This is a genomic window from Salinadaptatus halalkaliphilus (genome assembly GCF_006543045.1).
GTDB lineage: Archaea > Halobacteriota > Halobacteria > Halobacteriales > Natrialbaceae > Salinadaptatus > Salinadaptatus halalkaliphilus.
Genome location: NZ_RBZW01000004.1, coordinates 1 through 22,111 on the forward strand (window position 1 = coordinate 1; position 22,111 = coordinate 22,111).

The 22,111-nt window shown below is 65.1% G+C and carries 25 protein-coding genes; 15 read left to right on the top strand and 10 right to left on the bottom strand.

The annotated features are described in order from the left end of the window. The 5 genes from D8Y22_RS01645 to D8Y22_RS01660 form a co-directional block, all read right to left on the bottom strand. The coding region (locus D8Y22_RS01645) for an SPFH domain-containing protein (protein ID WP_246084327.1) at window positions 1-651 on the bottom strand (651 nt) is incomplete at its 3' end. Between the two features lie 72 nt (window positions 652-723). Continuing rightward, window positions 724-1,176 carry an RNA-binding protein gene (locus D8Y22_RS01650; RefSeq protein WP_141462874.1) on the bottom strand — a complete coding sequence of 151 codons (453 nt, stop codon included), beginning with the start codon at window positions 1,174-1,176 and terminating at the stop codon, window positions 724-726. A 55-nt stretch (window positions 1,177-1,231) separates the two neighbouring features. Further along, window positions 1,232-1,423 carry a DUF1918 domain-containing protein gene (locus D8Y22_RS01655; protein ID WP_141462876.1) on the bottom strand — a complete coding sequence of 64 codons (192 nt, stop codon included), beginning with the start codon at window positions 1,421-1,423 and terminating at the stop codon, window positions 1,232-1,234. Between the two features lie 138 nt (window positions 1,424-1,561). Further along, window positions 1,562-1,738 carry a hypothetical protein gene (locus tag D8Y22_RS22145; protein WP_174811723.1) on the bottom strand — a complete coding sequence of 59 codons (177 nt, stop codon included), beginning with the start codon at window positions 1,736-1,738 and terminating at the stop codon, window positions 1,562-1,564. An 85-nt stretch (window positions 1,739-1,823) separates the two neighbouring features. After that, entirely contained in the window at window positions 1,824-2,504 is a 681-nt protein-coding gene (locus D8Y22_RS01660) for a type 1 glutamine amidotransferase domain-containing protein (RefSeq protein WP_141462878.1), read from the bottom strand. 141 nt (window positions 2,505-2,645) lie between these two features. Here D8Y22_RS01660 and D8Y22_RS01665 point away from each other — a divergent pair, with 141 nt between their 5' ends. Next, entirely contained in the window at window positions 2,646-3,104 is a 459-nt protein-coding gene (locus D8Y22_RS01665; protein ID WP_141462880.1) for an Hsp20/alpha crystallin family protein, read from the top strand. Window positions 3,105-3,177: 73 nt separating this feature from the next. On the opposite strand, the gene D8Y22_RS01670 is transcribed toward D8Y22_RS01665, so the two are convergent. Beyond that, the gene (locus D8Y22_RS01670) at window positions 3,178-4,182 is read right to left on the bottom strand and encodes a DHH family phosphoesterase (protein WP_141462882.1); all 1,005 of its coding nucleotides are present in this window, start codon (window positions 4,180-4,182) and stop codon (window positions 3,178-3,180) included. A 296-nt stretch (window positions 4,183-4,478) separates the two neighbouring features. On the opposite strand from D8Y22_RS01670, the gene nirK reads away from it, so the two are divergent. Both nirK and D8Y22_RS01680 read left to right on the top strand, forming a co-directional pair. Next, window positions 4,479-5,585 (top strand): copper-containing nitrite reductase, encoded by a 1,107-nt coding sequence (gene nirK / locus D8Y22_RS01675; protein WP_141462883.1) that lies wholly within the window; start codon window positions 4,479-4,481, stop codon window positions 5,583-5,585. Between the two features lie 41 nt (window positions 5,586-5,626). Continuing rightward, window positions 5,627-6,223, top strand: coding sequence for a plastocyanin/azurin family copper-binding protein (locus D8Y22_RS01680; protein WP_141462884.1), 597 nt, complete (start codon window positions 5,627-5,629; stop codon window positions 6,221-6,223). A gap of 56 nt (window positions 6,224-6,279) precedes the next feature. Here the strand turns inward: D8Y22_RS01680 and D8Y22_RS23075 are convergent, their stop codons facing one another. After that, a complete protein-coding gene (locus D8Y22_RS23075; RefSeq protein WP_281282367.1) occupies window positions 6,280-6,402 on the bottom strand; it encodes a hypothetical protein in 123 nt (40 codons plus the stop codon). Between the two features lie 78 nt (window positions 6,403-6,480). Here D8Y22_RS23075 and cyoE point away from each other — a divergent pair, with 78 nt between their 5' ends. The 12 genes from cyoE to D8Y22_RS01735 all read left to right on the top strand — a co-directional run bounded on the left by cyoE (window position 6,481) and on the right by D8Y22_RS01735 (window position 19,739). Continuing rightward, entirely contained in the window at window positions 6,481-7,944 is a 1,464-nt protein-coding gene (gene cyoE / locus D8Y22_RS01685) for a heme o synthase (RefSeq protein ID WP_141462885.1), read from the top strand. A gap of 411 nt (window positions 7,945-8,355) precedes the next feature. Beyond that, the gene (locus D8Y22_RS01690; RefSeq protein WP_141462886.1) at window positions 8,356-9,123 is read left to right on the top strand and encodes an SCO family protein; all 768 of its coding nucleotides are present in this window, start codon (window positions 8,356-8,358) and stop codon (window positions 9,121-9,123) included. 1 nt (window position 9,124) lies between these two features. Continuing rightward, window positions 9,125-9,658 carry a TlpA family protein disulfide reductase gene (locus D8Y22_RS01695; RefSeq protein ID WP_141462887.1) on the top strand — a complete coding sequence of 178 codons (534 nt, stop codon included), beginning with the start codon at window positions 9,125-9,127 and terminating at the stop codon, window positions 9,656-9,658. Window positions 9,659-9,717: 59 nt separating this feature from the next. Further along, a complete protein-coding gene (locus D8Y22_RS01700) occupies window positions 9,718-10,380 on the top strand; it encodes a cytochrome c biogenesis CcdA family protein (RefSeq protein ID WP_141462888.1) in 663 nt (220 codons plus the stop codon). A gap of 125 nt (window positions 10,381-10,505) precedes the next feature. Continuing rightward, complete coding sequence (locus tag D8Y22_RS22150; protein ID WP_174811722.1) at window positions 10,506-10,655, top strand: hypothetical protein; 150 nt, start codon at window positions 10,506-10,508, stop codon at window positions 10,653-10,655. 4 nt (window positions 10,656-10,659) lie between these two features. After that, window positions 10,660-11,202, top strand: a complete 543-nt coding sequence (locus tag D8Y22_RS01705) for a cupredoxin domain-containing protein (RefSeq protein ID WP_141462889.1) — start codon at window positions 10,660-10,662, stop codon at window positions 11,200-11,202. Between the two features lies 1 nt (window position 11,203). After that, window positions 11,204-13,003, top strand: a complete 1,800-nt coding sequence (locus D8Y22_RS01710; RefSeq protein ID WP_141462891.1) for a cytochrome c oxidase subunit I — start codon at window positions 11,204-11,206, stop codon at window positions 13,001-13,003. Between the two features lie 61 nt (window positions 13,004-13,064). Then, entirely contained in the window at window positions 13,065-13,778 is a 714-nt protein-coding gene (locus D8Y22_RS01715; RefSeq protein WP_141462892.1) for a hypothetical protein, read from the top strand. 132 nt (window positions 13,779-13,910) lie between these two features. After that, on the top strand, window positions 13,911-16,400 hold the full coding sequence (locus tag D8Y22_RS01720) for a heavy metal translocating P-type ATPase (RefSeq protein ID WP_141462894.1): 2,490 nt from the start codon (window positions 13,911-13,913) through the stop codon (window positions 16,398-16,400). A gap of 175 nt (window positions 16,401-16,575) precedes the next feature. Then, complete coding sequence (locus tag D8Y22_RS01725) at window positions 16,576-16,944, top strand: helix-turn-helix domain-containing protein (protein ID WP_141462896.1); 369 nt, start codon at window positions 16,576-16,578, stop codon at window positions 16,942-16,944. 189 nt (window positions 16,945-17,133) lie between these two features. Further along, a complete protein-coding gene (locus D8Y22_RS01730) occupies window positions 17,134-18,312 on the top strand; it encodes a thiolase domain-containing protein (RefSeq protein ID WP_141462898.1) in 1,179 nt (392 codons plus the stop codon). Beyond that, a complete protein-coding gene (locus D8Y22_RS01735) occupies window positions 18,312-19,739 on the top strand; it encodes a zinc ribbon domain-containing protein (RefSeq protein WP_141462900.1) in 1,428 nt (475 codons plus the stop codon). The genes D8Y22_RS01730 and D8Y22_RS01735 overlap by 1 nt, the downstream gene beginning before the upstream one ends. Before the next feature lie 35 nt (window positions 19,740-19,774). On the opposite strand, the gene D8Y22_RS01740 is transcribed toward D8Y22_RS01735, so the two are convergent. From D8Y22_RS01740 to D8Y22_RS01750, 3 genes are all read right to left on the bottom strand, one after another. Further along, complete coding sequence (locus D8Y22_RS01740) at window positions 19,775-20,773, bottom strand: ornithine cyclodeaminase family protein (RefSeq protein ID WP_141462902.1); 999 nt, start codon at window positions 20,771-20,773, stop codon at window positions 19,775-19,777. Window positions 20,774-20,841: 68 nt separating this feature from the next. Beyond that, a complete protein-coding gene (locus D8Y22_RS01745; protein ID WP_141462904.1) occupies window positions 20,842-21,057 on the bottom strand; it encodes a hypothetical protein in 216 nt (71 codons plus the stop codon). Between the two features lie 527 nt (window positions 21,058-21,584). Then, on the bottom strand, window positions 21,585-22,007 hold the full coding sequence (locus D8Y22_RS01750) for a DUF3054 domain-containing protein (protein WP_141462906.1): 423 nt from the start codon (window positions 22,005-22,007) through the stop codon (window positions 21,585-21,587). Window positions 22,008-22,111: the final 104 nt, after the last annotated feature.

The following is a 22,111-nucleotide window of genomic DNA, read 5'->3' on the forward strand; positions in this document are numbered from 1 at the left end:
ACCTTCGGCCTTCTCGACGGCGCTGCGGCGTTCACCCTGTGCCTCGAGGATCATCGCACGGCGTTTGCGCTCGGCGGAGGTCTGTTGTTCCATCGCAGCCTTGACGTCTCTCGAGGGCGTCACTTCGCGGACTTCGACGCTCTCGACGCGGATCCCCCACTCGTCGGTGGGTTCGTCGAGTTCCTCGCGGATGCGAGCGTTGATCATCTCGCGGCGACTCAACGTGTCGTCGAGTTCCATGTCACCCAGGACGGCACGCAGGGTGGTCTGGGCGAGGTTCGAGACGGCTCGTTTGTAGTCGTCGACCTCGAGAAACGCCCGTTTGGCGTCCATCACGCGGATGTAGACGACGGCGTCGGCGGTTACCGGCGAGTTGTCCCGCGTGATCGCCTCCTGGCTCGGGACGTCGATCGTCTGTGTCCGCATGTCGAACGTATACACTCTCGAGACGAACGGCGGGACGATATTCAGCCCCGGCTCGAGTAGCTTGCGGTACTCCCCGAAAACGGTCAGTGCGCCCCTGTCGTAGGCGTCGACGATCTCGACCATCGACCAGACGGCCGCGACGACGAGCACCAGTGCGAGTGCACCGACGATCAAGAGCGGATCGCCGATGTCCACTTGCAGCGGCACGAATGCGAACGATTCCATCGTTTCCGCTACGGACTCTGATGGGATAACTCTTGGCAGGGTAGCGATCGATTGTGCGGATCGAACCTGGGGTTAGCCGTCCTCGCGTAATCGCTCGAGGACTTCCTCGGCGTTCTCGACAGCCTGTTCCTTCTTGGCGGGATAGGCTTCGACCTTCCCGCGGAAGGTGATGCCGTCGCCCAATCGAACCTCGCCTTCGAAGGCCGCCTGTTTGTCCAGTCGCAAGAACAGTTCCGTGTTGTCGGTGACGCGCTCGTCGAGTTCGTCGATCAGGTCGTCGAAGGTCTCGAGGTCGGCCAGCCGCGAGAGGACGTAGCGGACATCGTCGGCCGTCTCGACGCGGGCCGAGAGGACGAGAATTCGGTCGCCGTAGTGGCCTTCGCTCTCGACACGCTCGAGGTCGAACGGCTCTTCGTCCTCGCCGTCGGGAAGGAAGGTTCGCAGCGCCTCCTCGACGCGCTTTTGGTCCTCGGTGGCGTAGCAGAACGTCCGTAAATCGACGTAGTGAAGCGGGATCTGTGGCATCTGCAGGCGAATATTCGCGGTCGATTCGAGCGGCTGATCGGGGACAGCGACTCGGTTATTCGTCGTCTTCGGCGGCTGCCTCGAGGGCGTCCTCGGGGACGCCGGCCTCCTGGCCGTCCTCGAAGCTGATGGTATAGGTGACGTCGCCAAACATCGACTCCATCGTCTGGGTAACCGTTCCGGTTTCGCCGTCGAACTCGCTGTGCTCGTCGTGTAGGACGACGCGGTCGTCTTCCTCGAAGCTCATACTCGGCACTTCCCCGCCGTTGCGTAAAAAGGGACTGATTCTCGACCCGGGCAACTCGAGCGCTCGCCCCGTCTCGCTCGTGATTCGATCTCGAGGAGGTCGTGAGTTCGTCAGCAACGGACCGACAGCGGGCCGTCGCTAGACCATGTTTTCGAGGGCGACGACGGTATCGGACATGAGCCAGGCGTGTTCGCGCTCGGCGTCTTCGATACTGAGTGCGTAGAACGACTCGCGACCGTCGTCGACGGTGATTCGATAACTGCGACTCTGTAACGGAGCGGGCTGGGCGTTCGCGTTCGGTTCTGCTGCGTCCACACGCACGTTCAGGTATCGGCGTGTATAACGCACTCGGTCCGAGAAACGACTGCGACAGTATCTCACGGTGTGATCGGCCAAGCGATCACGAGTCGAGCTCCTCGAGTAGCGTCTCCGCGGCTGCACTCGAGGAGCCGGGGCCGCGGGCGGTGACGAGGTCACCGTCGACGGTCACGCTCGTGTCGGCCTCGAGGTCGGCGTCCCAGGTACCCCCCGCCGCGACGACTTCGTCCTCGACCCAGTAGGGGAGTTTCCGGCCGCTTGGCATGCAGTCGTTGTCGTCGACGATGTCTTCCTCCCAGGCGTTGGGAAAGCCGGTCACGTCGCGGCCGTCGACGACGAAGCCGCCGTCGCTATCGCGGGTGAACGCGAGCAGGCCGACAGCGTGACAGACGACCAGTGCAGTCCCGCCGTCACCCTCGACCGTGTCTCGGAGCAGACGACGTGCATCGCTATCCTGGTTGACGTCCCACTCGGTGCCGTGTCCACCGGGGAAGACGACGGCGTCGTACTCGTCGGCCTCGGCCTGTGCGGTCGGGATCGGATCGTTCAACCGCTCGTCGGACTCGTGGACCTCCCGAACGTGCTCGGCGGTTTCCTCGCCGACCTCGTCCGGATCGACCGAACGCTCGTCGATCGCGGGCGGCGCCCCCGACGGCGTCGCGACTCTGATCTCGAGGCCCGCATCCGAGAGCGTCTCGAGCGGTTCGATACACTCCTCTCCCCAGTAGCCCTCCTCGCTGACGACGAACAGTGCAGTTGTCATAGCCGGAGTATACGGTTCCGGAGATAAAACGTGACTCCCATGGGTGTGCTGTCGCCGTCGAATTGGTCGATCAGGCTGGTGATTCCGTCGGTCGGAGATGCCTTTTTCGCCCTCGAGCGCCTCCCTACGAACGGTGGTTCCATGGACGACAGATCCAACCCCGTCGACGACATCCAGACGCTCCTTTCCAGACTGGCGATCCAACTCGAGTCGGCTGCGCGATCCTGGGAGGGGGAACTCGACAACCGGAGTCGTCTCGATTTCTCGGGTGGTGGTGGCGCGACGAGTCTCGACCTCGCGGATCGGGACGACGCGTTCGCCGTCACGGTTGACGTGCCGGGGTACGAGTCCGACGACCTCGAGATTCGGCTCCACGGCGCGACGCTCTCAATCAGGGGCGAACGCGAGCGCGAGCGAGGCCACGATTCCGACCAGTACATTCGACGCGAGCGGTCGATCCAATCGTTCAGTCGACAGCTACAGTTGCCCGAGCCCGTCGACGCCGACGCGGTCGATGCGAGCGTGAACAACGGCATCCTGACGGTCGAGCTCCCGAAAGCCGCGATGGACGAGGGCGCCACGGCGATCGATATCGACTGATACGGCCCGTTGTCGTTCGGTACCGGTGATCGCTATCCCGTTCGAGCGGTCACCGGTAAGACAACCCGTCCGATCACCGATCGTCGTCGAGGTTCAGGGCATGGAAAAACCGGCGTCTGATCCGATGGCCAGCGAACTCGAGTAGCGCCTGCGCATCGTCGTCGCCGTCGGCGAAGAGGCCGAGTTCGATCCGTCCGCCAGCCATGTCGTGGTGGCCACCGACGGCGCCAAACCGGGAAAACCCCTCCTCAAGCGTCTCGCCAATGTGGATGCGCGGGTCGATCGATCGGCCGCTCAACCGGATCGCGTCGTCGACGATGCCGTAAACGAGGACGGTGTCGACGCCCTCGAGGTTGAGCAGAAAGTCGGCGGCCTGGGGCAGCGCGTCGGTTTCGGCGGTCGTGGCGACGCTCGCGACGAGCGAGGAACCACGACGGGTTCGCGTGTCGATCGCTCGACCGATCGCGTCGATCGTCCCCGGCGAGAACGCACTCCCGTACAGCTGCTCGAGCGTGTCGAAATCCGCGTGGGGATAAATCGACAGCGCCGCCTCGTACTCGCGTCTGGTCGGTTGGCGAACGAAATCGAGGCGTTCGCGGTGTAAGGCAAAGAGCAACGCGGAACCGAGTCGCGCCGTCATTTCCACCTCGAGGTCGTCGATATATTCGACGAATATCGTCGCCGTCGCCCCGTATTTCGTCCGGACATCGACGAACCGAGCGTCGGCCGGCTCCCCGGGATGGTGGTCGACGACGATCGTCGGTTCGATGGTAGGGGCTACTTCAGTGTTTGCACCCGGCTCGCTGTGATCGACGAACGCGATGGCGTCGAACGACTCGAGATCAATCTCCGCGACGGGCTCGAGATCGATCTCGAGCATGTTGACGAACGCGCGGTTTTGCTGGTGGGAGATGTCGCCGCCGTAGACGATAGTCACTGTCGCGACCGCCTGTTGGTGTGCGATCGCCTCGAGTGCGAGTGCACTGGCGAGACAGTCGGGGTCGGGATTGTCGTGACAGACGATCGCGAGCGTGTCGGCGGTCTCGAGGACGGATGCAAGTTCGACCGCGCGTGACATACTGTCGTCGGTCTACGGAGTCGAGTTGCTTGAAGCTCCTGTCTCTCCGAACGGGCGACGCGACGAAAGTACCGATTGCCGTCGGATAACGCCTACCTACTCGTGTACGTTGGGCCTCGAGATCTACCCCAATATATACTCCCGCCTTGTGTCGGCTCGCGACGGCCCGCCTGTACGGTTCGGTTCGCGTTCTCGACTGCCAATAATGCCGCTACACGCATGCAGAACCGTTCTCAGTCGGGAGGAGCCGTCTGGACGTTACACTATGTGGAAGCCACAATCCGACACTGTAGACAATGACTCCGATCAACCATCCCCGACGGCGGTTCTTACAGACGATGGGTGCGACCGGCGTGTTGGCGGTTGCTGGCTGCCTTGAGGGAGACGCCAGCGAGGAATCGAACGAGGCGGAGACGGACCAAAACGAGGGTGGCGACGACGGGTTGCCACCAGCCGAGACGCCCGACATCGAGACGATCGCTGCCGATCCGACCGATGTCCCGGATCCGGTCGATTGGAACGAGCCCCGCACACACGAGTGGCACATCCAGACCGAAGAGCACGTCGCCGAGATCGAACCCGGCGTGACGACGCGGTTCATGACGTTCGAGGGGCAGGTTCCCGGCCCGTTCTACCGGTGTCGCGTCGGCGACACCATCCGATTGACCTTCGATGTCCCCGAGGAGTACAACGCGGATCTCCACAACATCGACTTCCACGCGGTCTACGGACCGGGTGGCGGTGCGGTCGATACGACCATCGCACCCGGCGAGGGCGAGGAGACGATCGAGTTCACGACGAAGTACCCGGGTGCACACATCTACCACTGTGCACCGGGCAATCACGACCAGCACATCAGCCTGGGGATGTTCGGCACCATCCTCGTCGAACCCGAAGGCGGGTTACCCGAGGTCGACCGCGAGTTCTACCTGGGCCAGCACGAACTCTATCTCGACGGTGAGACGGGCGAGGACGGCCACCACACCTTCGACTTCGACGAAGCGGCCACTGAAAACCCGACCTACGTCCTCTTCAACGGCGAGGTCGGCCGGTTCGCCGACGGTGGTGAGGAAGGACCGCTCCACGCCGAAGTCGGCGAGACCGTCCGGGTGTTCTGGTGTAACGGCGGCCCCAACCTCCTCAGCGGACCCCACCCGATCGGCAACGTCTGGTCGAAGTGGTATCGAGACGGCGACGTCCTCTCGGATCCGGCCCAGTACGTCGAAGGCAGCGCCGTTCCAGCGGGCGTCACCGCGATCGGCGAGATGGAGATGGAAGTCCCAGGCCCGATCACGCTGGTCGATCACGCGCTGAGCCGCGTCGTCCAGAAGGGACTGATCGCCCACATCGACGTCGAGGGCGAGCCAAACCCAGATGTCTTCAACCCCGATCCGGAGCCGTAGAACCAGCGACCCAGCCGACCCGTCCCTTCCACACCATTCCCATGACCCACACACGACGCCGGACGCTCGAGGTCGCGACAACGGCTAGTATCACGGCACTCGCCGGCTGTCTCGGCGGTCGCGACGCAATCCGGCGCGGAGGCGACGATGGCGATCCCGGTTCGCCGGAGGGCTCGAGCGGCGACGGCACGCTCGGTGACCCCGCCGCTGCCGTCGAGGTGACCGTCGTCACGCGTCCGAGCCCGCAGTTCGAGCCGGGACTCGTCCACGTCGAACCCGGTGGCACCGTCCGGTGGCTCGTCGAGGGCCCTCGACACGACGTGACAGCCTACCACTCGGATGTCGATCGACCCCAGCGAGTTCCCGACGGGACCGACGCCTTCGAGAGCGGACTGCTCCGGGAGGGCCACGAGTTCGAGCACACGTTCGACGATCCCGGCGTCTACGATTACGTGGATACGCGCCGACTCTGTGGCTCCCACGAGGCCCTCGGTGCTGTCGGCCGCGTCGTCGTCGGTTGGCCGGAGCTCGAGACCGAACCCGCACTCGAGCACGACGTTTCGGGGCTCCCGAGTCGCGCCGAAACCGTCATGGCGGCGTACGACGAGCGAACCCGCGAGGCACTGGCGGAAGTGTGACGATCGAGAGAACCTCGATGACGGTTGCATCGGACCGTTTCTCGAATCCACACCGGTCAGCGGACGGTGTGTTCTCCCCGGTGAGCGAGGCCGACACCGCCGTCGACGAGCAGTTGCTCACAGCCCCACTCCGAACACATTCGGGACCGGAGATAGGCTCCGTCGTCATCACCGTACACGTACGGACGTACAGATCGGTGAACCGGGACGACCCCGTCCGACCGAGACGCGCGAACGGCTCGAGCCAACCACCACTCATGACATATCACTTCGACCGACGACGGTTCAGCACCCTCCTTGTCGGCACGGCGATCGCGGCGTACGTACTGATCGCACTCGGGACGGCGACCTCGACGACGGCGAGTGCAAGCACCTGTACGACGTGGCCAAGCTGTTCGACCGGCTGGACGGTCGGCCCGCTTACGAGTGGCGACCTGCTGTTCTGGGGCCACCGGGCCGTCGCGCTCGTGACCGGCCTCCTGCTCGCAGCGGCCGCGGTCGGCGCGTGGCGTCTCGCGGTCGACCGGCGAATCGCGATTCCCCTCTGGCTCGCCGTTGCACTGTATCCCGTGCAGGTGGCATTCGGCGCGGCGATCGTCGTCGCCGGCTCGACGCGTGCGAGCGTCGCCCACCTCGCACTCGCGATGGTCATCTTCGCCAGCCTGCTCGTCGCACTCGTCGTCACGCTCGAGGAAGATGCAGCAGCCGACGAGTCTCGAGCGACGCATCCGGCGGTCCGCGACGGCGGTGTCGACCTGAATGGAGGCGACAAACCGAACGCGGCATCCGAACCGGCGTCCGCTACGACCGATTCGTCACCGACGCTCGCCACGGGTGGGTTCGCCCGACTTCGGCAGGTCGCCGGCGCCTACCTCACGCTCACCAAGCCCAAGCTGATGTGGCTGCTCTGTCTCGTCGCGGTCGCCGGGATGGGGCTGGCGACGCTGACCGGCGAGTCGGTCGAACTCGGCGTCGTGGTCGCGACGCTGGTCGGCGGGGTCCTCGCGATCGGTGCCAGCGGGACGTTCAATCACGTTTACGAGCGCGACCGCGACCGGAAGATGGACCGCACGAGCGATCGGCCGCTCGTCCACGATCTCGTGCCCGTTCGCAACGCCGTCGCGTTCGGCGCGGCGCTTGCGGTCGGGTCGGTCGCGATCGTCGCCGCGTGGGTGAACCTCCTCGCGGCGGCGCTGACGTTCGCGGCGATCCTCTACTACGTCGTCCTCTATACGATCGTCTTGAAGCCGAACACGGCCTGGAACACCGTCCTGGGCGGCGGCGCCGGCGCACTCCCGGCGCTCATCGGCTGGGTCGCCGTGACCGGCAGCGTCGGCCTCCCGGCGCTCGTCCTTGCGGGCGTGATCTTCCTTTGGACGCCGGCGCACTTCTACAGCCTCGCGATCGCCTACCGCGACGACTACGCTCGCGGCGGCTTCCCGATGTTCCCCGTCGCCCGCGGCGTCCTCGCGGCTCGTCGACACGTCATGCTCTACCTGGGTGCGACGTTGCTCGCGGCGAGCCTGCTCGGCTGGGTCGCCGGCCTCGGGTGGCTCTATGCCCTCACGTCGATCGCGCTCGGGGCCGTCTTCCTTCGCTCGGTCGTCCGCCAGTACCGCACCGAGAGCGACGACGCCGCCCTCCGGTCGTTCTACGTCTCGAACTACTACCTGGGTGCGATCCTGGTCGCGATCGTCCTCGAGACGTTCCTCTTTGCCTAATGCAGTCTGGGCGACAGGCTCGGTCTTCATACTGTTGGACAGAACTATTCAACGATCGGTCGCAGTACTGCGGCCGTCACCGTAAGGACGGCCGCGAATTCGCGACCGACGTGTCACTGACTGCTGTCCGACAGTATCAGCTGCGACCGCCTGCTCGACGGATTCCGTTTTCGCGACATCGTCTCCGAAACGATTCATACGGATTGCTGTAACGATTTACCGGCGAAACCGCAGACGGGTCGCGGTTTCGGCGGTAACGACTTACAGTAAACCGTATCAGGGCGCCCCCTGTCGAGCGCCGGATCGGGTACTTCAATCCCCCGACGAACTGGTTCAGGTGCCTTCCTGTCGATCGAGAATCCGAGGGACGTATTAGCCGGTCGCCCGGCAACGTCCGCTCGAGAGCACACTATGAGGGATACGTCACGAGCCGTCGACAGGCGAACGGTCCTCCGGTCGACAGCAGTTGCTGGCCTCGTTGGCGTCGCCGGGTGTACCGGCCTCGGCGAGGATGGCAGCGACGAGGTCGTCCTCCCGCCGCCGGATGGGTACGATCCGGATGTCGCCGCAGCGACGGTCCACCCGACCTACGGCGAGGCGGTGCCGGAACTCACCGCGCCGGATCCGATTCGGGACGTGACGGTCACGACTACCGACTTCGTCGGCGAGCGCCACACGCTCTACACCTACGTCTTTACGCGCTGTCCGAGCGCCTGTCCCGGCCTGGTCGGGAACCTCCGACACGTCCAGGACGATTCCGTCGAGTCGAGCTACGCCGACGACGTAGCGCTCCTGAGTGTCACGTTCGACCCGGCACACGACACCGCCGACGTGCTCGAGGCCTACGAGGACGACCACGGCGTCGACCGGAACGCGAACAACTGGTACTCGCTGCGTCCCGAGACTCCGGCAGACGCTCAGACGGTCGTCGAGGGGGGATTCGGCGTCGCGTTCGAAGAAACCGAAAGCAACGATCACGACGAGGACAACTACGAGGGCGACGGCGAGAACGGCCACGACGAGGACGACCACGATCACGAGGACGACATGGCGTTTGCCCACACCAACCTCGTGTTGTTCGTCAACGCCGGCGGCTACGTCGAACGCGCCTATCAGGGCGAGGTTCCCACGCCCGCGGATGTCCTCGAGGACGTCCAGACGGTTGTCGAGGGGTGGTAACATGCGACGGCGTGACTGCCTCGCTGGGGTCGCCGCAGTCGGCGCGAGTGGTATCGGTGCCGCCTACGCCCTCGGCGGCATCGACCGGTTCGGCGACGACGGTATCGACTCGTTCGAACTCGAGACCCTCGCGGCGCCCGGTAGCGAGGCCGGAATGGCGACCGTCCCGGAGCCGGGCCGGGTGACGTTTCTCGAGTTGTTCGCGACGTGGTGTGACGTCTGCGAGCGATCGATGCCGGCGAAAGGCGACGCGTACGAGACGGTCGAGGATCGGGACTGCCAGTTCGTCTCGGTCTCCAACGAGCCGATCGGCAACACGGTCACCCGCGACGACGTCGCCGACTGGTGGGCGACCCACGACGGCCGCTGGCCGCTGGCGATCGACGACGACCTCGAACTCACGGCGGCCCTCGACGCGACGGGCGTCCCCTACGGGTTCGTCCTGGACGAGGCCAACGTCGTCACGTGGTCCCATCGCGGCGAGACGGCGGCCGACGAGCTACGCGAGGCGCTCGAGCGACAGCTGTCGAAGTAAATTGCCAACCCATTCCGAACGGTGGCGAGAGCACCGACCAAAACGCAGGCGCGATCACGATGACCGGTGAACTCCTCGGCGCGGCGACGTTCGCGTTCGCGATGGGAGTGACGACGTTTTTCTCCCCGTGTTCGTACGCGCTCTTGCCGGGCTACGTCGGCTACTACGTCTCCGCGACCGGCCAGGAGACCCCGCCGCTTGGCGGTGCTTTCGCTCGTGGCCTCGCGGCGGCGGCTGGTGCCGTTACCGTCCTCCTCGCGCTCTCGGGCGTCGCACTCGTCGCCGGCGAAGCCCTCGAGCGAACGCTGCCCACGCTCGAGTACGGCGTCGGAGTCGCGTTGATCGCCGCGGGCGGGTGGATTCTCTATAACGGTCCGGGTGCCGTCCACGCCATGTTACCGAAGCGGCGAGCGAGCGTCTGGGGCTTTTGCGTGTTCGGTGCGATGTACGCCGTCGCGGCGACGGCGTGCGTGTTACCGCTGTTTCTGGGCGTCGCGCTACAGTCGATGACCATGCCAGGCCACGAGGCGGCGCTCGTGCTCGGGGCGTACGCCGGCGGCTTCGGGGCGTTGATGGTGTCGGTCACCGTCGCGACGGCAATCGGTCACAGCCTCGGCGCCAGCGTCCTGTCGGGACACGTGGATCGACTCGTCCGTCTCGGTGGCCTGGCGTTGGTTCTCGCCGGCTTCGGTCAACTCTACGTCGCGTTCGCGATGGCGTAATCGCTGCTAAATATCTTCTCGACCGAGTACAAAATTAATTGAATATAGATTACTATCTGATCCATCGAATGTGTTCGGGAGAATCAATAGGTGACTAAGGTACCGACCGTCGGATGAAGCCAACCATGACGACCACAGATTCCGGCGCGGAGATTCCGTTCATGCAACGGTTGTACAACCGTATCTGGCTCCTGGCGGTGGCATCGCTCGTGTTCTTTGCGGTGTCGTACGTCGCCTGGGGGCTGATCGACGTGCTCACGCTACCGACGGTGTAAGACAATGACGTCACCAATCAAACCGCCCGAAGGAAACTGGTGGGATCAACCCGTCAACAGACGTGAATCGATCTGGCTCGGTCTCGGCGTCGGCTGGGCGCTCGTCCTGTTCGGGTGGATGAGCGCGTTCACCCGGATCGGCGACCAGAACCCGATCGGCGAGACCTATCGCGTGACCAGCGAGGAGTTACAGGAACGGGTCGACGAATTCGAGGCGGCCGCCGAAGAACGCGACGACGGCGCGCTCGTCCCCGCCGGCGACGACATCTACGTCGTCGGCTACCAGTTCGACTGGGACGGCCTCCCGGTGGTCCTCGAGACGGGTCGGGAGTACGACTTTCATCTCGGCTCCTACGACGTGCAACACGGCTTCTCGATCCGTCCGGAACACGCCTACAGCCAGCAGATCAACTTACACGTGACACCGGGCAAGGAGTGGGTCGTCCCGATGGAGTTCGACGAACCGGGCACGTACCACGTGCTCTGCAACGAGTTCTGTGGCGAGGGCCACAGAGGCATGCACAATACGATCATCGTGGAGGACTAACATGAGCCACGCACTCGACGTCTTCGGCTGGTTCGACAACGAGTACGACGGGGAGGGGTTCCGAACCTGCTCGGTGACCAGTTTCGACGTCCATCGCTCCGTCGAAAACTACGTCAAACTGTACGGCGTCACCGCCGTCGTCTTCCTGCTGATCGGCGGCATCTTCGCGTTCACAATCGCGATGACCCGCTGGGAAGCCATCGGCCTCCTCGAGCCCGGCGACTACTACCGCCATCTGAGCATGCACGCCTGGAGTATGCTGATCTTCTGGATCATCTTCATGGAGATCGCCATCCTCTACGTTGGCGGGCCGATGGTCCTCGGCCGCAAGCTGCCCGCAAAGTGGGCGGCAGCGGCCGGCTACGTGGTCATGCTCGCCGGGTCGGTCTTGATCTACTACTCGATCTGGACGGTTTCGGGCGATCCGACCTCGGACAACGCGCCGCTGTTGACGGCCTATGTCCCCCTCGAGATCAATCCCCTGTTCTACGTGTCGGCGATCGTCTTCCTGATCGGCGTCACCTTAGCCGCGTTGCCGTTCCTGCTGACGCTCTGGGACGAAAAGCGTGAGAACCCGGGGAAGACGCTGCCGCTTGTCACGTTCGGTGCCTTCGTCGCCGCGATCATCGCCGTCCAGTCGATTCTCGGCGGACTGATCGCGTTCGGCGGGGCCCTGGCCTGGCAGCTCGGCTACGCTCCCTGGTTCGACGCCAGCATCTACCGACAGTGGTTCTGGATCATCGGCCACGGCACCCAACAGATCAATCTCGTGGCGATGATCGTCGTCTGGTATCTCGTGACCCACGTCATCGGCGGTGCCGAGGTCGTCAGCGAGAAAGTCTCTCGGACGGCCTTCATCCTCTATCTGTTCTTCATCGTGATGGGGGCTGCCCACCACCTGATGGTCGATCCCGGCCTGTCGGCCGGCTGGCGCATCTGGAACACCTCCTACGCGTTCTACGGGGCGACGTTCGCGAGCCTGATCCACGCCTTTACGATCCCGGCCGGCCTCGAGGCGGGTCGACGCAAGCGCGGGAAGGGCGGCGGCCTCTTCGGCTGGCTGACCTCCGCGCCGTGGCGGAACCCGGTCTTCGCGAGTTCGATCTTCGCGATCATCCTCTTTGGGTTCCTCGGCGGAATCACCGGCGTGCTCATGGGCCAACTCCAGCTCAACATGAGCTGGCACAACACGTTCGCGACGGTCGGTCACTTCCACAGCACGGTCGTCCTCGGGACGACGCTGACGTTCATGGGCGTCGTCTACTTCGTGATCCGGACGATGTTCATGCGCGAGTTCGTCTCGCCGAAGCTGACGACGCTGCAGCCCTACCTCTACAGCGGCGGCATGGCGCTGACGGCGCTGATGATGATGTACGTCGGCATCCTCTATGGCATCCCGCGCCGCACCGCTGAGGTCGTCGAGAACATCCCCGGCACCGACTTCAGCATCGCCGGCGCCGCGCCGCTTTTCGACGTCTTCGGACTCGTCGCTATCTTCGCCATCGGCGGCGGGGCCTTGTTCGTCCTGCTCGCCGTCGGCTCGCTACTCTTTGGCGATCGTATCGAACCGGGCGACGGCGACCTCGCCCCGGACGGCGGGAGCACGACACAGCAGGCCACCGACAGCCGGACGATTGCGCCGCGAAACGACCTCGAGCAGGCCGAGGACCCGGACGATCCGGTCCACGCCTACGAGATGCGGGGCACGTTCGTCCTGTGTCTCATCTTCCTCGCCGTCTTCGTCGTCGCGTACATCCTGAACTGGTTCCTGCTCACCCAGCTGTGGTCGATCGGCGCGTGATCGACCGGCTCACCCACGACCACCGCCTCGAGGGCGGTTCGCGATACACGACCCCAAGACGATGACAAACACGAACGCTTCCGACGGTTCCCAGCCCGGCTACGTCCGGCGAACGCTGCGTCAGGCCTGGCGCGACCTGTTGAGTGTCTACTACGCCAACACGACGATCTGGCGCTACCTGAAAAGCGGGGCGTTGCTCTGGTTCGGCCTGATGATCTGGGCGTTCTCGAACTTGCTGCTGTCCTATCGCCCGGAGTGGACCGTATTGTACGTCGTGATGGCCTACGGGTTCGTCCTCGTGCTCTGGGGGCCGCTCACCCACTTCGTCGTCGTCCCGCTCGTGATCCGGCTCCGCCGGGAGGGCGACTCGTCGCTCGCCCGAACGGTCGCTCGCCACGGCTCCAAGCTCAACCTCACGGTGTTTTTCACCATCGTGATCCTGCTCGCCGCGTTACCGTTCGGCCCGATGGTCCTCGAGTTCCAGCCCGGCGCGGTCACCGACGGCGACGACAGTCCCTCGCCCACCGCCGACCTCGAGTGTGTGATCGACGACGACGTGGTCCAGTGTGCACTCACCGACGAGGTGGGCTACGACCACGTCGCGGTCATGAGCGACGGCGAGGATATCATGATCGTCACCGACCCACCCTACGCGTTCGAGCTCGAGGCCGACGACCACGACCAGTTCGTCGTCGAACTGCGTGACGAAGACGGCGCGATGCTCGATCGGTTCGTCGAACGTACTGCCGGCCTCTCCGAGGCCGAGACGAGTTAGACAGCCGATCACCGAATTCACAATGATGTCCGACACCACGGTCGACCGACGACGGGACGACGGTTCGGAGAGCCGATACGCCGACCGAACGGCCGACTTTCGCCGTCGATTCGACGGCGGGGGTGAGCGACGATGACCACGTGTACGCTCTGTGAGCTGCCGGTGTCGGACGACCCCGTGACGGCCGCGGGCGTCGACGGTACCTTCTGCTGTCGGGGCTGTCTCGAGATCAACGAGGCCCTCGCGGATGTCGAGGGCCTCGAGCAGACGGATCTCGAAGCGCCGACCGACGAATCGACCGACCGGACGGTCCCCGAGGACGCCGAGGAGACGTTTCTCACCATCGATGGGATGCATTGTGGGACCTGCGAGGGCTTTCTCTCCTTGCTCGGCGAGCGTGAATCCGGGATCATCGAACTCGAGGCCAACTACGCGACGGATACGGCCCGCGTGGTGTACGACTCCGAGGTGGTGTCACGGGAGGAGCTACCGACACAGCTGTCCGGACACGGATACAGCGCCCGGTTCCCGGACGAGGAGGGCGACACGCGTCGGCGAGACGACGCCATCATGCAGCGGCTGGTGATCGGCGCCATCATGACGCTACTGATCAAGCCGTGGTACCTGTTCTTCCTCTATCCGAGCTACGTGGGGATCGAGACGGGGATCTTCGAGGTCGACGCGACCACCGTCTTCGGGATGTACTTCCCGCTGGTGATGATCGCGCTGATGACGACCGTCGTGCTGGTCGTCACGGGCTATCCGATCCTTCGGGGCGCCTACGTCAGTCTTCGGGTCGGCCAGCCGAACATGGACCTCCTGATCGCGATCGCCGCCGTCGCGGCCTACGCCTACAGCACGGTCGCGCTCGCGATGGGGAGCACCCACCTCTACTACGACGTTACCGTCGCCGTCGTCATGGTCGTCACGATCGGCACCTACTACGAGCGCAACGTAAAACAGCGAGCGACCGATCGCCTCTCCGAACTAACCGCCGCTCGAGCCCGCGAGGCGACCCGACGCACGGCCGCGGGCACCGAGACGGTGTCGGTCGAGGACCTCGAGCCGGGCGACGAAGTGCTTGTCCGGCCCGGGGACCGGGTGCCGATCGACGGCACCGTGCTCGAGGGGACCGCGGCGGTCGACGAGTCGGTGCTGACGGGCGAGTCCCTCCCGGTCACGAAAGGCGTCGGCGACGACGTCGTCGGCGGTGCGATCGTCACCGACAACGCGCTCGTCCTCGAGGTCGGTGCGGACGCCCAGAGCACGCTCGATCGAATCGCGACGCTGCTGTGGGAGATCCAAAGCGCCACGCCGGGGATCCAGCGCTTTGCCGACAAACTCGCGACGATCTTCGTCCCGCTGGTGGTTACCATCGCGACGATCGTGACGGCGTATCACCTCCTGACGGGTGCGCCGATCGCCGACGCGTTGTTGGTCGGACTGACCGTCCTGGTCGTCTCCTGTCCCTGCGCGATGGGGTTGGCGACCCCGCTCGCGGTCGCGTCGGGACTTCGAGATGGCCTCGAGCGCGGGATCGTCGTCACCAACGTCGCGCTGTTCGAATCCGGCCCGGACGCCGACACCGTCGTCTTCGACAAGACGGGGACGCTCACCGAGGGCGAGATGGAGGTCCTCGAGACCGCTGGCGAGACCGACGCGATCCGAAAGGCCGCGGCCGTCGAACAGTTCTCGGCGCACCCGGCCGGGGCGGCGCTCGTCGACTTCGTCGACAGCGGACTCGAGTCGGACACCGATCGAGGCGACGGCGACCCGGTGGCGACCGACGGCGGAATCGCGACGGCAGCGCCCGCGGGCGGCGAACACGTCACCGCCGAGCCGACCGACTTCGAGCGCCATCCCGGCGAGGGAGTCAGCGCCGTCCTCGAGGGCAAACGGGTCGTCGTCGGCACGCCGACACTCGTGGAGCGACTCGTCGGTCCCGTTCCCGGCGACCTTCGCGAGACCGTCGACGCGGCCCACGAGCGCGGGCGGCTCCCCGTCGTCGTCGGCTTCGACGGCCGCGCTCGAGCGGTCGCGGTCGTCGGCGATCGGGAACGCGACGAGTGGCGCGAGGTTTTCGAGCGCGTCGAGGATACGGAGGTCGTCGTCCTGACTGGCGACGACGAAGCTGCTACCGCGAGCTTCCGGGACCATCCGGCGGTCGATCGCGTCTTCGCCGGCGTTCCCCCGGACGGAAAAGTCGAGACGATCCGACGGCTGACCGGGACCGGTGTGACGACGATGGTCGGCGACGGCACCAACGACGCGCCCGCGCTTGCGGCCGCCGATGTCGGCATCGCACTCGATACCGGCACCGCTCGAGCGGCCGATGCGGCCGACGCCATCGTCACGAACGGGTTGGACGACGTTCGGGCCGTCTTCGACCTCGCGAGCGGCACGCGCCGACGGATTCGCGAGAACGTCTGCTGGGCGCTGTTGTACAACGCGGTCGCGATCCCGCTGGCGGCGCTTGGCCTGATCAACCCGCTGTTTGCCGCCCTCGCGATGGCGGCGAGTAGCCTCATCGTGGTCAAAAACTCTTCGCGTCCAGTGCTTCGAGAGGCCACGACTCGCACTCGTGAATCGACAACCACACGACCCGGTTCAGAGAACCCATGATTCACCGATACGCATGGCTGTCACAGACACGTCGAGAACCAAACCGTGATCTGACGGTGAGCGTGGTCGAACGCGCCAGTGGCGTCCCACGCCTGTACCGGTGGGCGAACTCATGCGGTGAGTATCGATATTGCTCAGCAGTCGACAGTTGGGAAGGAACTACCGGTGATAGGCGATGAGCAGTGAAACCGACGAGAACGGGTTACGACTCACAGTGGCGGTGCCGGACGAAGAGACGGCGCTCGAGCTCACCGAAACCGTCGACGAGGTGCTCGATATCAGCGTCGAGGACGGCTCACCAGTCGAGCACCCGCGTCAGTCGGCGATCGCCGTCGATATCGGTACGTTGACGCCAAAACAGTGGAAAGCCCTGAAATTAGCCTACGACGGCGGCTACTACGACCAGCCACGCTCGACCGATCTCGAGACGATCGCGGCGGAGCTCTCGATCTCGAAGTCGGCGGTATCACAGCGCCTTCGGGCCGCTGAGGCCACTATCGTCGAAGGTGTCCTGGAGGGAATCCGGGCTCGAGCCGAGAGCTGAGACGATCTAGGTACCGACGTTCCGGTAGCTCCCCACCGAAGTGCGGTTGCGGTGGGACTGATCGACAGCAGTTCGTGTGACAGCGTCCAGCCAGCGGTCCGGTAGTTGCGTGCCGTCGGTCGTCGTTTCGCCGCGGTATGCGAAGACTTCACGGAACTTATTTCACACTGGGCAGCCCGACCCTCGAGTATGCGAGACGCGTATCTCGTCGGCGCGGGGCAGTCGGACTACGGGGCTTTTCCGGACGAAAGCTACCGGTCGCTGTTCCGGACGGCGTTCGATGCAGCGACAGACAGCGTACCGAACGGGATCGGACCAGCCGACATCGACGAAGCGTTCGTCGGCACGCTCGGGGTCGGCGGTCGCCAGCTCGGACTCCCGGGCCCGGCCGTCACGGAACACGTCGGCCTCGATGGCGTCCCCTGCACCCGGGTCGAAAACGCCTGTGCGGCGAGTGGCTTCGCGACGCGACAGGCCGTCCAGGCCGTCAAGTCGGGAATGGCAGATGTCGCCCTCGCGGGCGGCTTCGAGGTCATGTCGGACATGAGCTCCGACGCGACCAAATACTGGCTCGGCGTCTCCGGCGAAACCGAGTGGGAACGCCTCTCCGGAACGACCTTCTCCGGCGTCTACGCCCAGATGGCAAGCGCCCATATGGAGGCCTACGGCACCACCCGCGAACAGCTCTCACGGGTCGCCGTCAAGAACCACGCAAACGGCGCGAAGAACCCACACGCACAGCTCGGCTTCGAGTGCTCACTCGAGGACGCGATGGGTGCGCCGGTCGTCGCGGATCCGCTGAACCTCTATCACTGCTGTCCGACCTCCGACGGCGCGGCCTGTGCGCTGATCGTCAGCGAGGACGTCGTCGAGGAGTACACGGAGGATCCGATCCGCGTCGCCGGCGTCGGCGCCGGCAGCGACACCGTCGGACTCTTCCAGCGCGACTCCTACACCGGCGTCCCGGCGAGCCAGCGAGCCGCCGAGACGGCCTACGAGATGGCCGGTGTCGGTCCCGAGGACCTCGACTTCGCGGAGGTCCACGACTGCTTTGCGATCGCCGAACTGCTCGCCTACGAGGATCTCGGCTTCTGTGAGACCGGCGACGCAGGCGAGTTCATCGAGTCCGGCGCGACCGAACTCGGTGGCGAGTTGCCGGTCAACACCTCCGGCGGCCTCAAGTCGAAGGGCCACCCGATCGGCGCGACCGGGGCCGGCCAGATGGTCGAAGCGTACAAACAGCTCTCGGGCAACGCGGGCGACCGACAGGTCGAAGATCCCGTCCGCGGGCTCACGCACAACGTCGGCGGCAGCGGCGGCGCGTCAGTCATTCACATCTTCGAAAAGGAAACGGAGGTGAGCGCCTGATGACGGGTGCAATTTCCGGCGTCGGCGCGTACGCCCCGCGATTTCGCATCAGCGCCGACGCCTTCGAAGACGCCTGGGGACAGTTCCAGGCCGCCGGAGTGACCGAAAAAGCCGTCGCCGGTGCCGACGAAGACGCCCTGACGATGGCCTACGAGGCCGCGACGCGAGCTCTCGAGGCCGCGGCCGTCGATCCCGCAACCGTCGACTGGCTCGGCTTCGCCTCGAGTCGCCCACCGGTGGCGGAAGAGGATCTGACCGCCCGACTCGGCGAGATGGTTGGCCTCGACGAGGCGGCGAGTCGGCAGGTCTTCACGGGCAGCACGCGAGCCGGCACGCGAGCGATCTGGGCCGGATTGGACGCCCTCGAGGCCGACGCGACGACTGGACTCGTCGTCGCAGCCGACGCCCCGAAAGGCGACCCCGACCACGGTGTCGATCACGCCGCCGGGGCGGGCGCAGCGGCGTTCGTGCTCGAGGGCGACGGGCCGGCCGAAATCGTCGATCGCGCCGAGTACGCGACCCCCTATCCGGGCACGCGGTTCCGGTCCACCGGCGCGGACGAAACCCAGGCACTCGGCGTCACTCAGTACGACCGGCAGGCATTCTCCGAGACGATCGGTGGCGCCGTCTCGGGGCTCGAACTCGAGGCCGATCCCGAAGCGGCCGCGATTCAGGCGCCCGACGGCAAGTTGCCCTACCGCGGGGCGGGCGCGGCCGGCGTCGGCACCGACGAGATCCAGGCCGCCGCGACGGTCCACGAGCTGGGCGACCTCGGCGCGGCGAGCGTCCCCGTCTCGCTCGCTAGCGCGCTCGCCGACGGCTACGAGTCGATCCTCGGGGTCGCTTACGGCAGCGGTGCCGGCGCTGACGCACTCGTCCTCGAGACCGACGGGGACGTACCGGTCGAAAGCGCGCTCGAGGGCGGCGAGTCGCTCTCGTATGCCGAGTACCTGCGCCAGCGCGGGGTCGTGACGACCGGCCCGCCGTCCGGCGGCGGTGCCTACGTCAGCGTCCCCTCTTGGCAGCGCTCGATTCCCCAGCGCTACCGCCTCGAAGCGGGCCGGTGTCCGGAGTGTGGGGCGCTCTCGTTCCCGCCGGAAGGTGCCTGTGGTGACTGTGGCACACTCGCCGAGTACGAACCGGTCGAACTCCCCGGCGAGGGGACCATCGAAGCCGTCACGACGATCGGACAGGGCGGCGCGCCGCCGGAATTTTCCGAACAGCAGGCCCGTTCGGGCGACTACGCGGCGGCAATAGTCGACCTCGAGGGGCCCGACGGCTCCGAGACGGTCAGCGTCCCGGCGATGGGGACCGACGCCGCTCCCGACGCGTTCGGCGTCGGCGACCGCATCGAGACGACGATCCGCCGGATCTACACGCAAGAAGGCGTGACGCGGTACGGATTCAAGATTCGGCCGGCAGAATAGCCGCCGGACCCGTCGGTAATTTTCGCCGTCTCCGTTCAGATATCGGACATCGCTTCGCTCGCGGGTTCGATATCGACGGTCGTTCCCAGGCCGGCGTCGCGGCCCTTCTCGTAGAGCATGTACGCCGCGGCGACCGTCTCGATACCCGTCCCGCCGCTGTCGAAGACGGTAATCTCGTCGTCGCCCGTTCGCCCCGGAGCCTCGCCCGCAACGACCTCGCCGAGTTCCGCGTGAATGTCGTCTTCGCTCACGTCGCCTTCCTCGCAAGCGAGCAGGAACGAGCCGGCGTCGAACGTCGCTCGCTCGCGCAGGTCCGGGACGTAGGTCGCGCGTTCGACCGTCGTCGTATCGAGTTCGCGTTTGTCCGTCGTATACTGGCCCATCGCCGTAACGTGGGTGCCGGGCTCGAGGTCGTCGCCGTCGAAGACCGGCTCGCTGGCGCGAGTCGCCGTGATGACGACGTCGGCGTCGGCCAAGGCCTCGGCGCTCGAGTCGACGGGGAAGACATCGGCGTCGAGGTCCGCGTCGAAATCGTCGGCGAAGGACTCGCGATTATCCGGCGTCGGCGAGTAGACTCGGACCTCGGCGAAGTCGCGGACGGTCGCAGTCGTCCGCAACTGACCCCGGGCCTGCGAGCCGCTCCCGATGATGGCGAGCGTGTCCGCGTCGGCTCGAGCGAGTTCGTCGACGGCGACGGCGCCGGCGGCACCGGTCTTGTAGGGGTTCATGCTCGCACCGTCGACGAGCGCCAGTGGGGCGCCGCTGTCGGCGTCGAAAAGCGGCGTCATGAACCAAGCGTCGCCGGCGCCGAAGCCAGCCGTGTACATGTATCCGCCCATCGCACCGGTCTCTGGGAGGACGGCGGCGTACGTGGTGAGCATTCCTTGGGGGTCGTCACGACGGAATTTCGATCGAGGCTGTGCCGCTGCGCCCTCCCCTCGCTGTCGGTAGCCGTCGCGAACGACCTCGACGTACTCGGCGGCTGTCGCAAGGTCGTCGACATCGGAACTGGAAAGAAACAGTGTGTCAGTCATAGCAGAAAGGCGAACGCGAGCCGAGATAAAAGATTGGGAGACGGAAATTCGACCGGAGAGAGCCCCGCCTAGTCGGCGTTGATCGGCGGGCGCGGCGACTGCGTGTCGTCGTTGGTTTCGGCGGGTGAGTTGACGAACATCGCGTGGCCGATGATCGCCATGGCAACGAACGCGCCGACCGGTATCGCCGCTGTCAGAGACAGTCCCACGAGCAGGAGGGCAGCGGTGATACCAAGCAGTGCGACTGGGATGAGGCCAAGAACAATGTCGTAATATCCAGTCATAATCTAGTCGATTCTATGTCGGATGACCACATAAGTGTTTCCCGTAATTAGCTGATACTGAATTCATTCCAGATTCGTATTTGTAGCCGTGGCCACACAAATTATTTCTATAACGTATGAGTATCCTATCGAAACCTCAGTCTCGAGAATCGGGATACGAACTCGAGTTCGATAAGTAATGTTTGGTTTCGGTTCCGGTTACAACTGTAGCTGTAAACGAGGTTTTGCCGAACTCTAGTAACCGTATGTCCGAACACTTTCATTGTGAACAGTAAACACAGGGGCGAAGGCGGACGGATAGCAATACAAAATCTGATAGCTATCACGACAGCGAGGAACGAACCGCGAGCGTCGAGCCGAATGATCCGCACAGAATCGACAAGATATAAGTCGGTTGTAACCGGCCGTCGACGCGACGAACGGCGTGTCCGTTCTCGCCGTTTCTCATACGGTTTACTGTCGGTCAGTTCCGGCGCACCCGCGACCCGGGCGGCGGGTGCGCCGGTACATCGGTACAGTAATCCGTATCACTGCACCCAGTTTCGCCACGCAGTATAACATAGTCGCCACCCGACGAGGACGACCAGTCCCGTGGCGGTTATCACGAGGGCAAACGGCCAGCTGGCCCCGCCGTCGAACGCCGGCGAAGATCGGAGGATGAGGCCGATATTCGCCGCAGCGAGCCAGGTGATCGTCGTCAGGCGCAGGACTCGAGACGGAGACATGTTTCGCGTGTAGAGGCCCGCCAGCACGGCAGCGACGATCCACCCAGCTAGAAACGGGAACACCGTCTCGATAGTGGCGAGCGGATCGGCGATCGGATCGATACCGTGTGAGCGCTGTCCGACGAGGAGGAGACAGATGACGAGGGTGATATCGACGACAGCGAGCGACAGCGACGTTCGGTCGAATCGATCCGATCGCCCGTCGACACCGGTGGCCGCGTTCATACCTGCTGCTGTGCAGCGAGTGCCTATTTGTGTCCCGATTTGATGCCGCCTCGAGGGGCGCGGCGCTGTCGGGATGACGCAAGACTTTTGTACATATGAGTACG

What these genes read in the sequence shown, in the direction of transcription:
- D8Y22_RS01650 (WP_141462874.1), bottom strand. Translation starts at nt 1,176, where the DNA reads ATGCCACAGATCCCGCTTCACTACGTCGATTTACGGACGTTCTGCTAC.
- D8Y22_RS01655 (WP_141462876.1), bottom strand. Translation starts at nt 1,423, where the DNA reads ATGAGCTTCGAGGAAGACGACCGCGTCGTCCTACACGACGAGCACAGC.
- D8Y22_RS01660 (WP_141462878.1), bottom strand. Translation starts at nt 2,504, where the DNA reads ATGACAACTGCACTGTTCGTCGTCAGCGAGGAGGGCTACTGGGGAGAG.
- D8Y22_RS01665 (WP_141462880.1), top strand. Translation starts at nt 2,646, where the DNA reads ATGGACGACAGATCCAACCCCGTCGACGACATCCAGACGCTCCTTTCC.
- D8Y22_RS01670 (WP_141462882.1), bottom strand. Translation starts at nt 4,182, where the DNA reads ATGTCACGCGCGGTCGAACTTGCATCCGTCCTCGAGACCGCCGACACG.
- nirK (WP_141462883.1), top strand. Translation starts at nt 4,479, where the DNA reads ATGACTCCGATCAACCATCCCCGACGGCGGTTCTTACAGACGATGGGT.
- D8Y22_RS01680 (WP_141462884.1), top strand. Translation starts at nt 5,627, where the DNA reads ATGACCCACACACGACGCCGGACGCTCGAGGTCGCGACAACGGCTAGT.
- cyoE (WP_141462885.1), top strand. Translation starts at nt 6,481, where the DNA reads ATGACATATCACTTCGACCGACGACGGTTCAGCACCCTCCTTGTCGGC.
- D8Y22_RS01690 (WP_141462886.1), top strand. Translation starts at nt 8,356, where the DNA reads ATGAGGGATACGTCACGAGCCGTCGACAGGCGAACGGTCCTCCGGTCG.
- D8Y22_RS01695 (WP_141462887.1), top strand. Translation starts at nt 9,125, where the DNA reads ATGCGACGGCGTGACTGCCTCGCTGGGGTCGCCGCAGTCGGCGCGAGT.
- D8Y22_RS01700 (WP_141462888.1), top strand. Translation starts at nt 9,718, where the DNA reads ATGACCGGTGAACTCCTCGGCGCGGCGACGTTCGCGTTCGCGATGGGA.
- D8Y22_RS22150 (WP_174811722.1), top strand. Translation starts at nt 10,506, where the DNA reads ATGACGACCACAGATTCCGGCGCGGAGATTCCGTTCATGCAACGGTTG.
- D8Y22_RS01705 (WP_141462889.1), top strand. Translation starts at nt 10,660, where the DNA reads ATGACGTCACCAATCAAACCGCCCGAAGGAAACTGGTGGGATCAACCC.
- D8Y22_RS01710 (WP_141462891.1), top strand. Translation starts at nt 11,204, where the DNA reads ATGAGCCACGCACTCGACGTCTTCGGCTGGTTCGACAACGAGTACGAC.
- D8Y22_RS01715 (WP_141462892.1), top strand. Translation starts at nt 13,065, where the DNA reads ATGACAAACACGAACGCTTCCGACGGTTCCCAGCCCGGCTACGTCCGG.
- D8Y22_RS01720 (WP_141462894.1), top strand. Translation starts at nt 13,911, where the DNA reads ATGACCACGTGTACGCTCTGTGAGCTGCCGGTGTCGGACGACCCCGTG.
- D8Y22_RS01725 (WP_141462896.1), top strand. Translation starts at nt 16,576, where the DNA reads ATGAGCAGTGAAACCGACGAGAACGGGTTACGACTCACAGTGGCGGTG.
- D8Y22_RS01730 (WP_141462898.1), top strand. Translation starts at nt 17,134, where the DNA reads ATGCGAGACGCGTATCTCGTCGGCGCGGGGCAGTCGGACTACGGGGCT.
- D8Y22_RS01735 (WP_141462900.1), top strand. Translation starts at nt 18,312, where the DNA reads ATGACGGGTGCAATTTCCGGCGTCGGCGCGTACGCCCCGCGATTTCGC.
- D8Y22_RS01740 (WP_141462902.1), bottom strand. Translation starts at nt 20,773, where the DNA reads ATGACTGACACACTGTTTCTTTCCAGTTCCGATGTCGACGACCTTGCG.
- D8Y22_RS01745 (WP_141462904.1), bottom strand. Translation starts at nt 21,057, where the DNA reads ATGACTGGATATTACGACATTGTTCTTGGCCTCATCCCAGTCGCACTG.
- D8Y22_RS01750 (WP_141462906.1), bottom strand. Translation starts at nt 22,007, where the DNA reads ATGAACGCGGCCACCGGTGTCGACGGGCGATCGGATCGATTCGACCGA.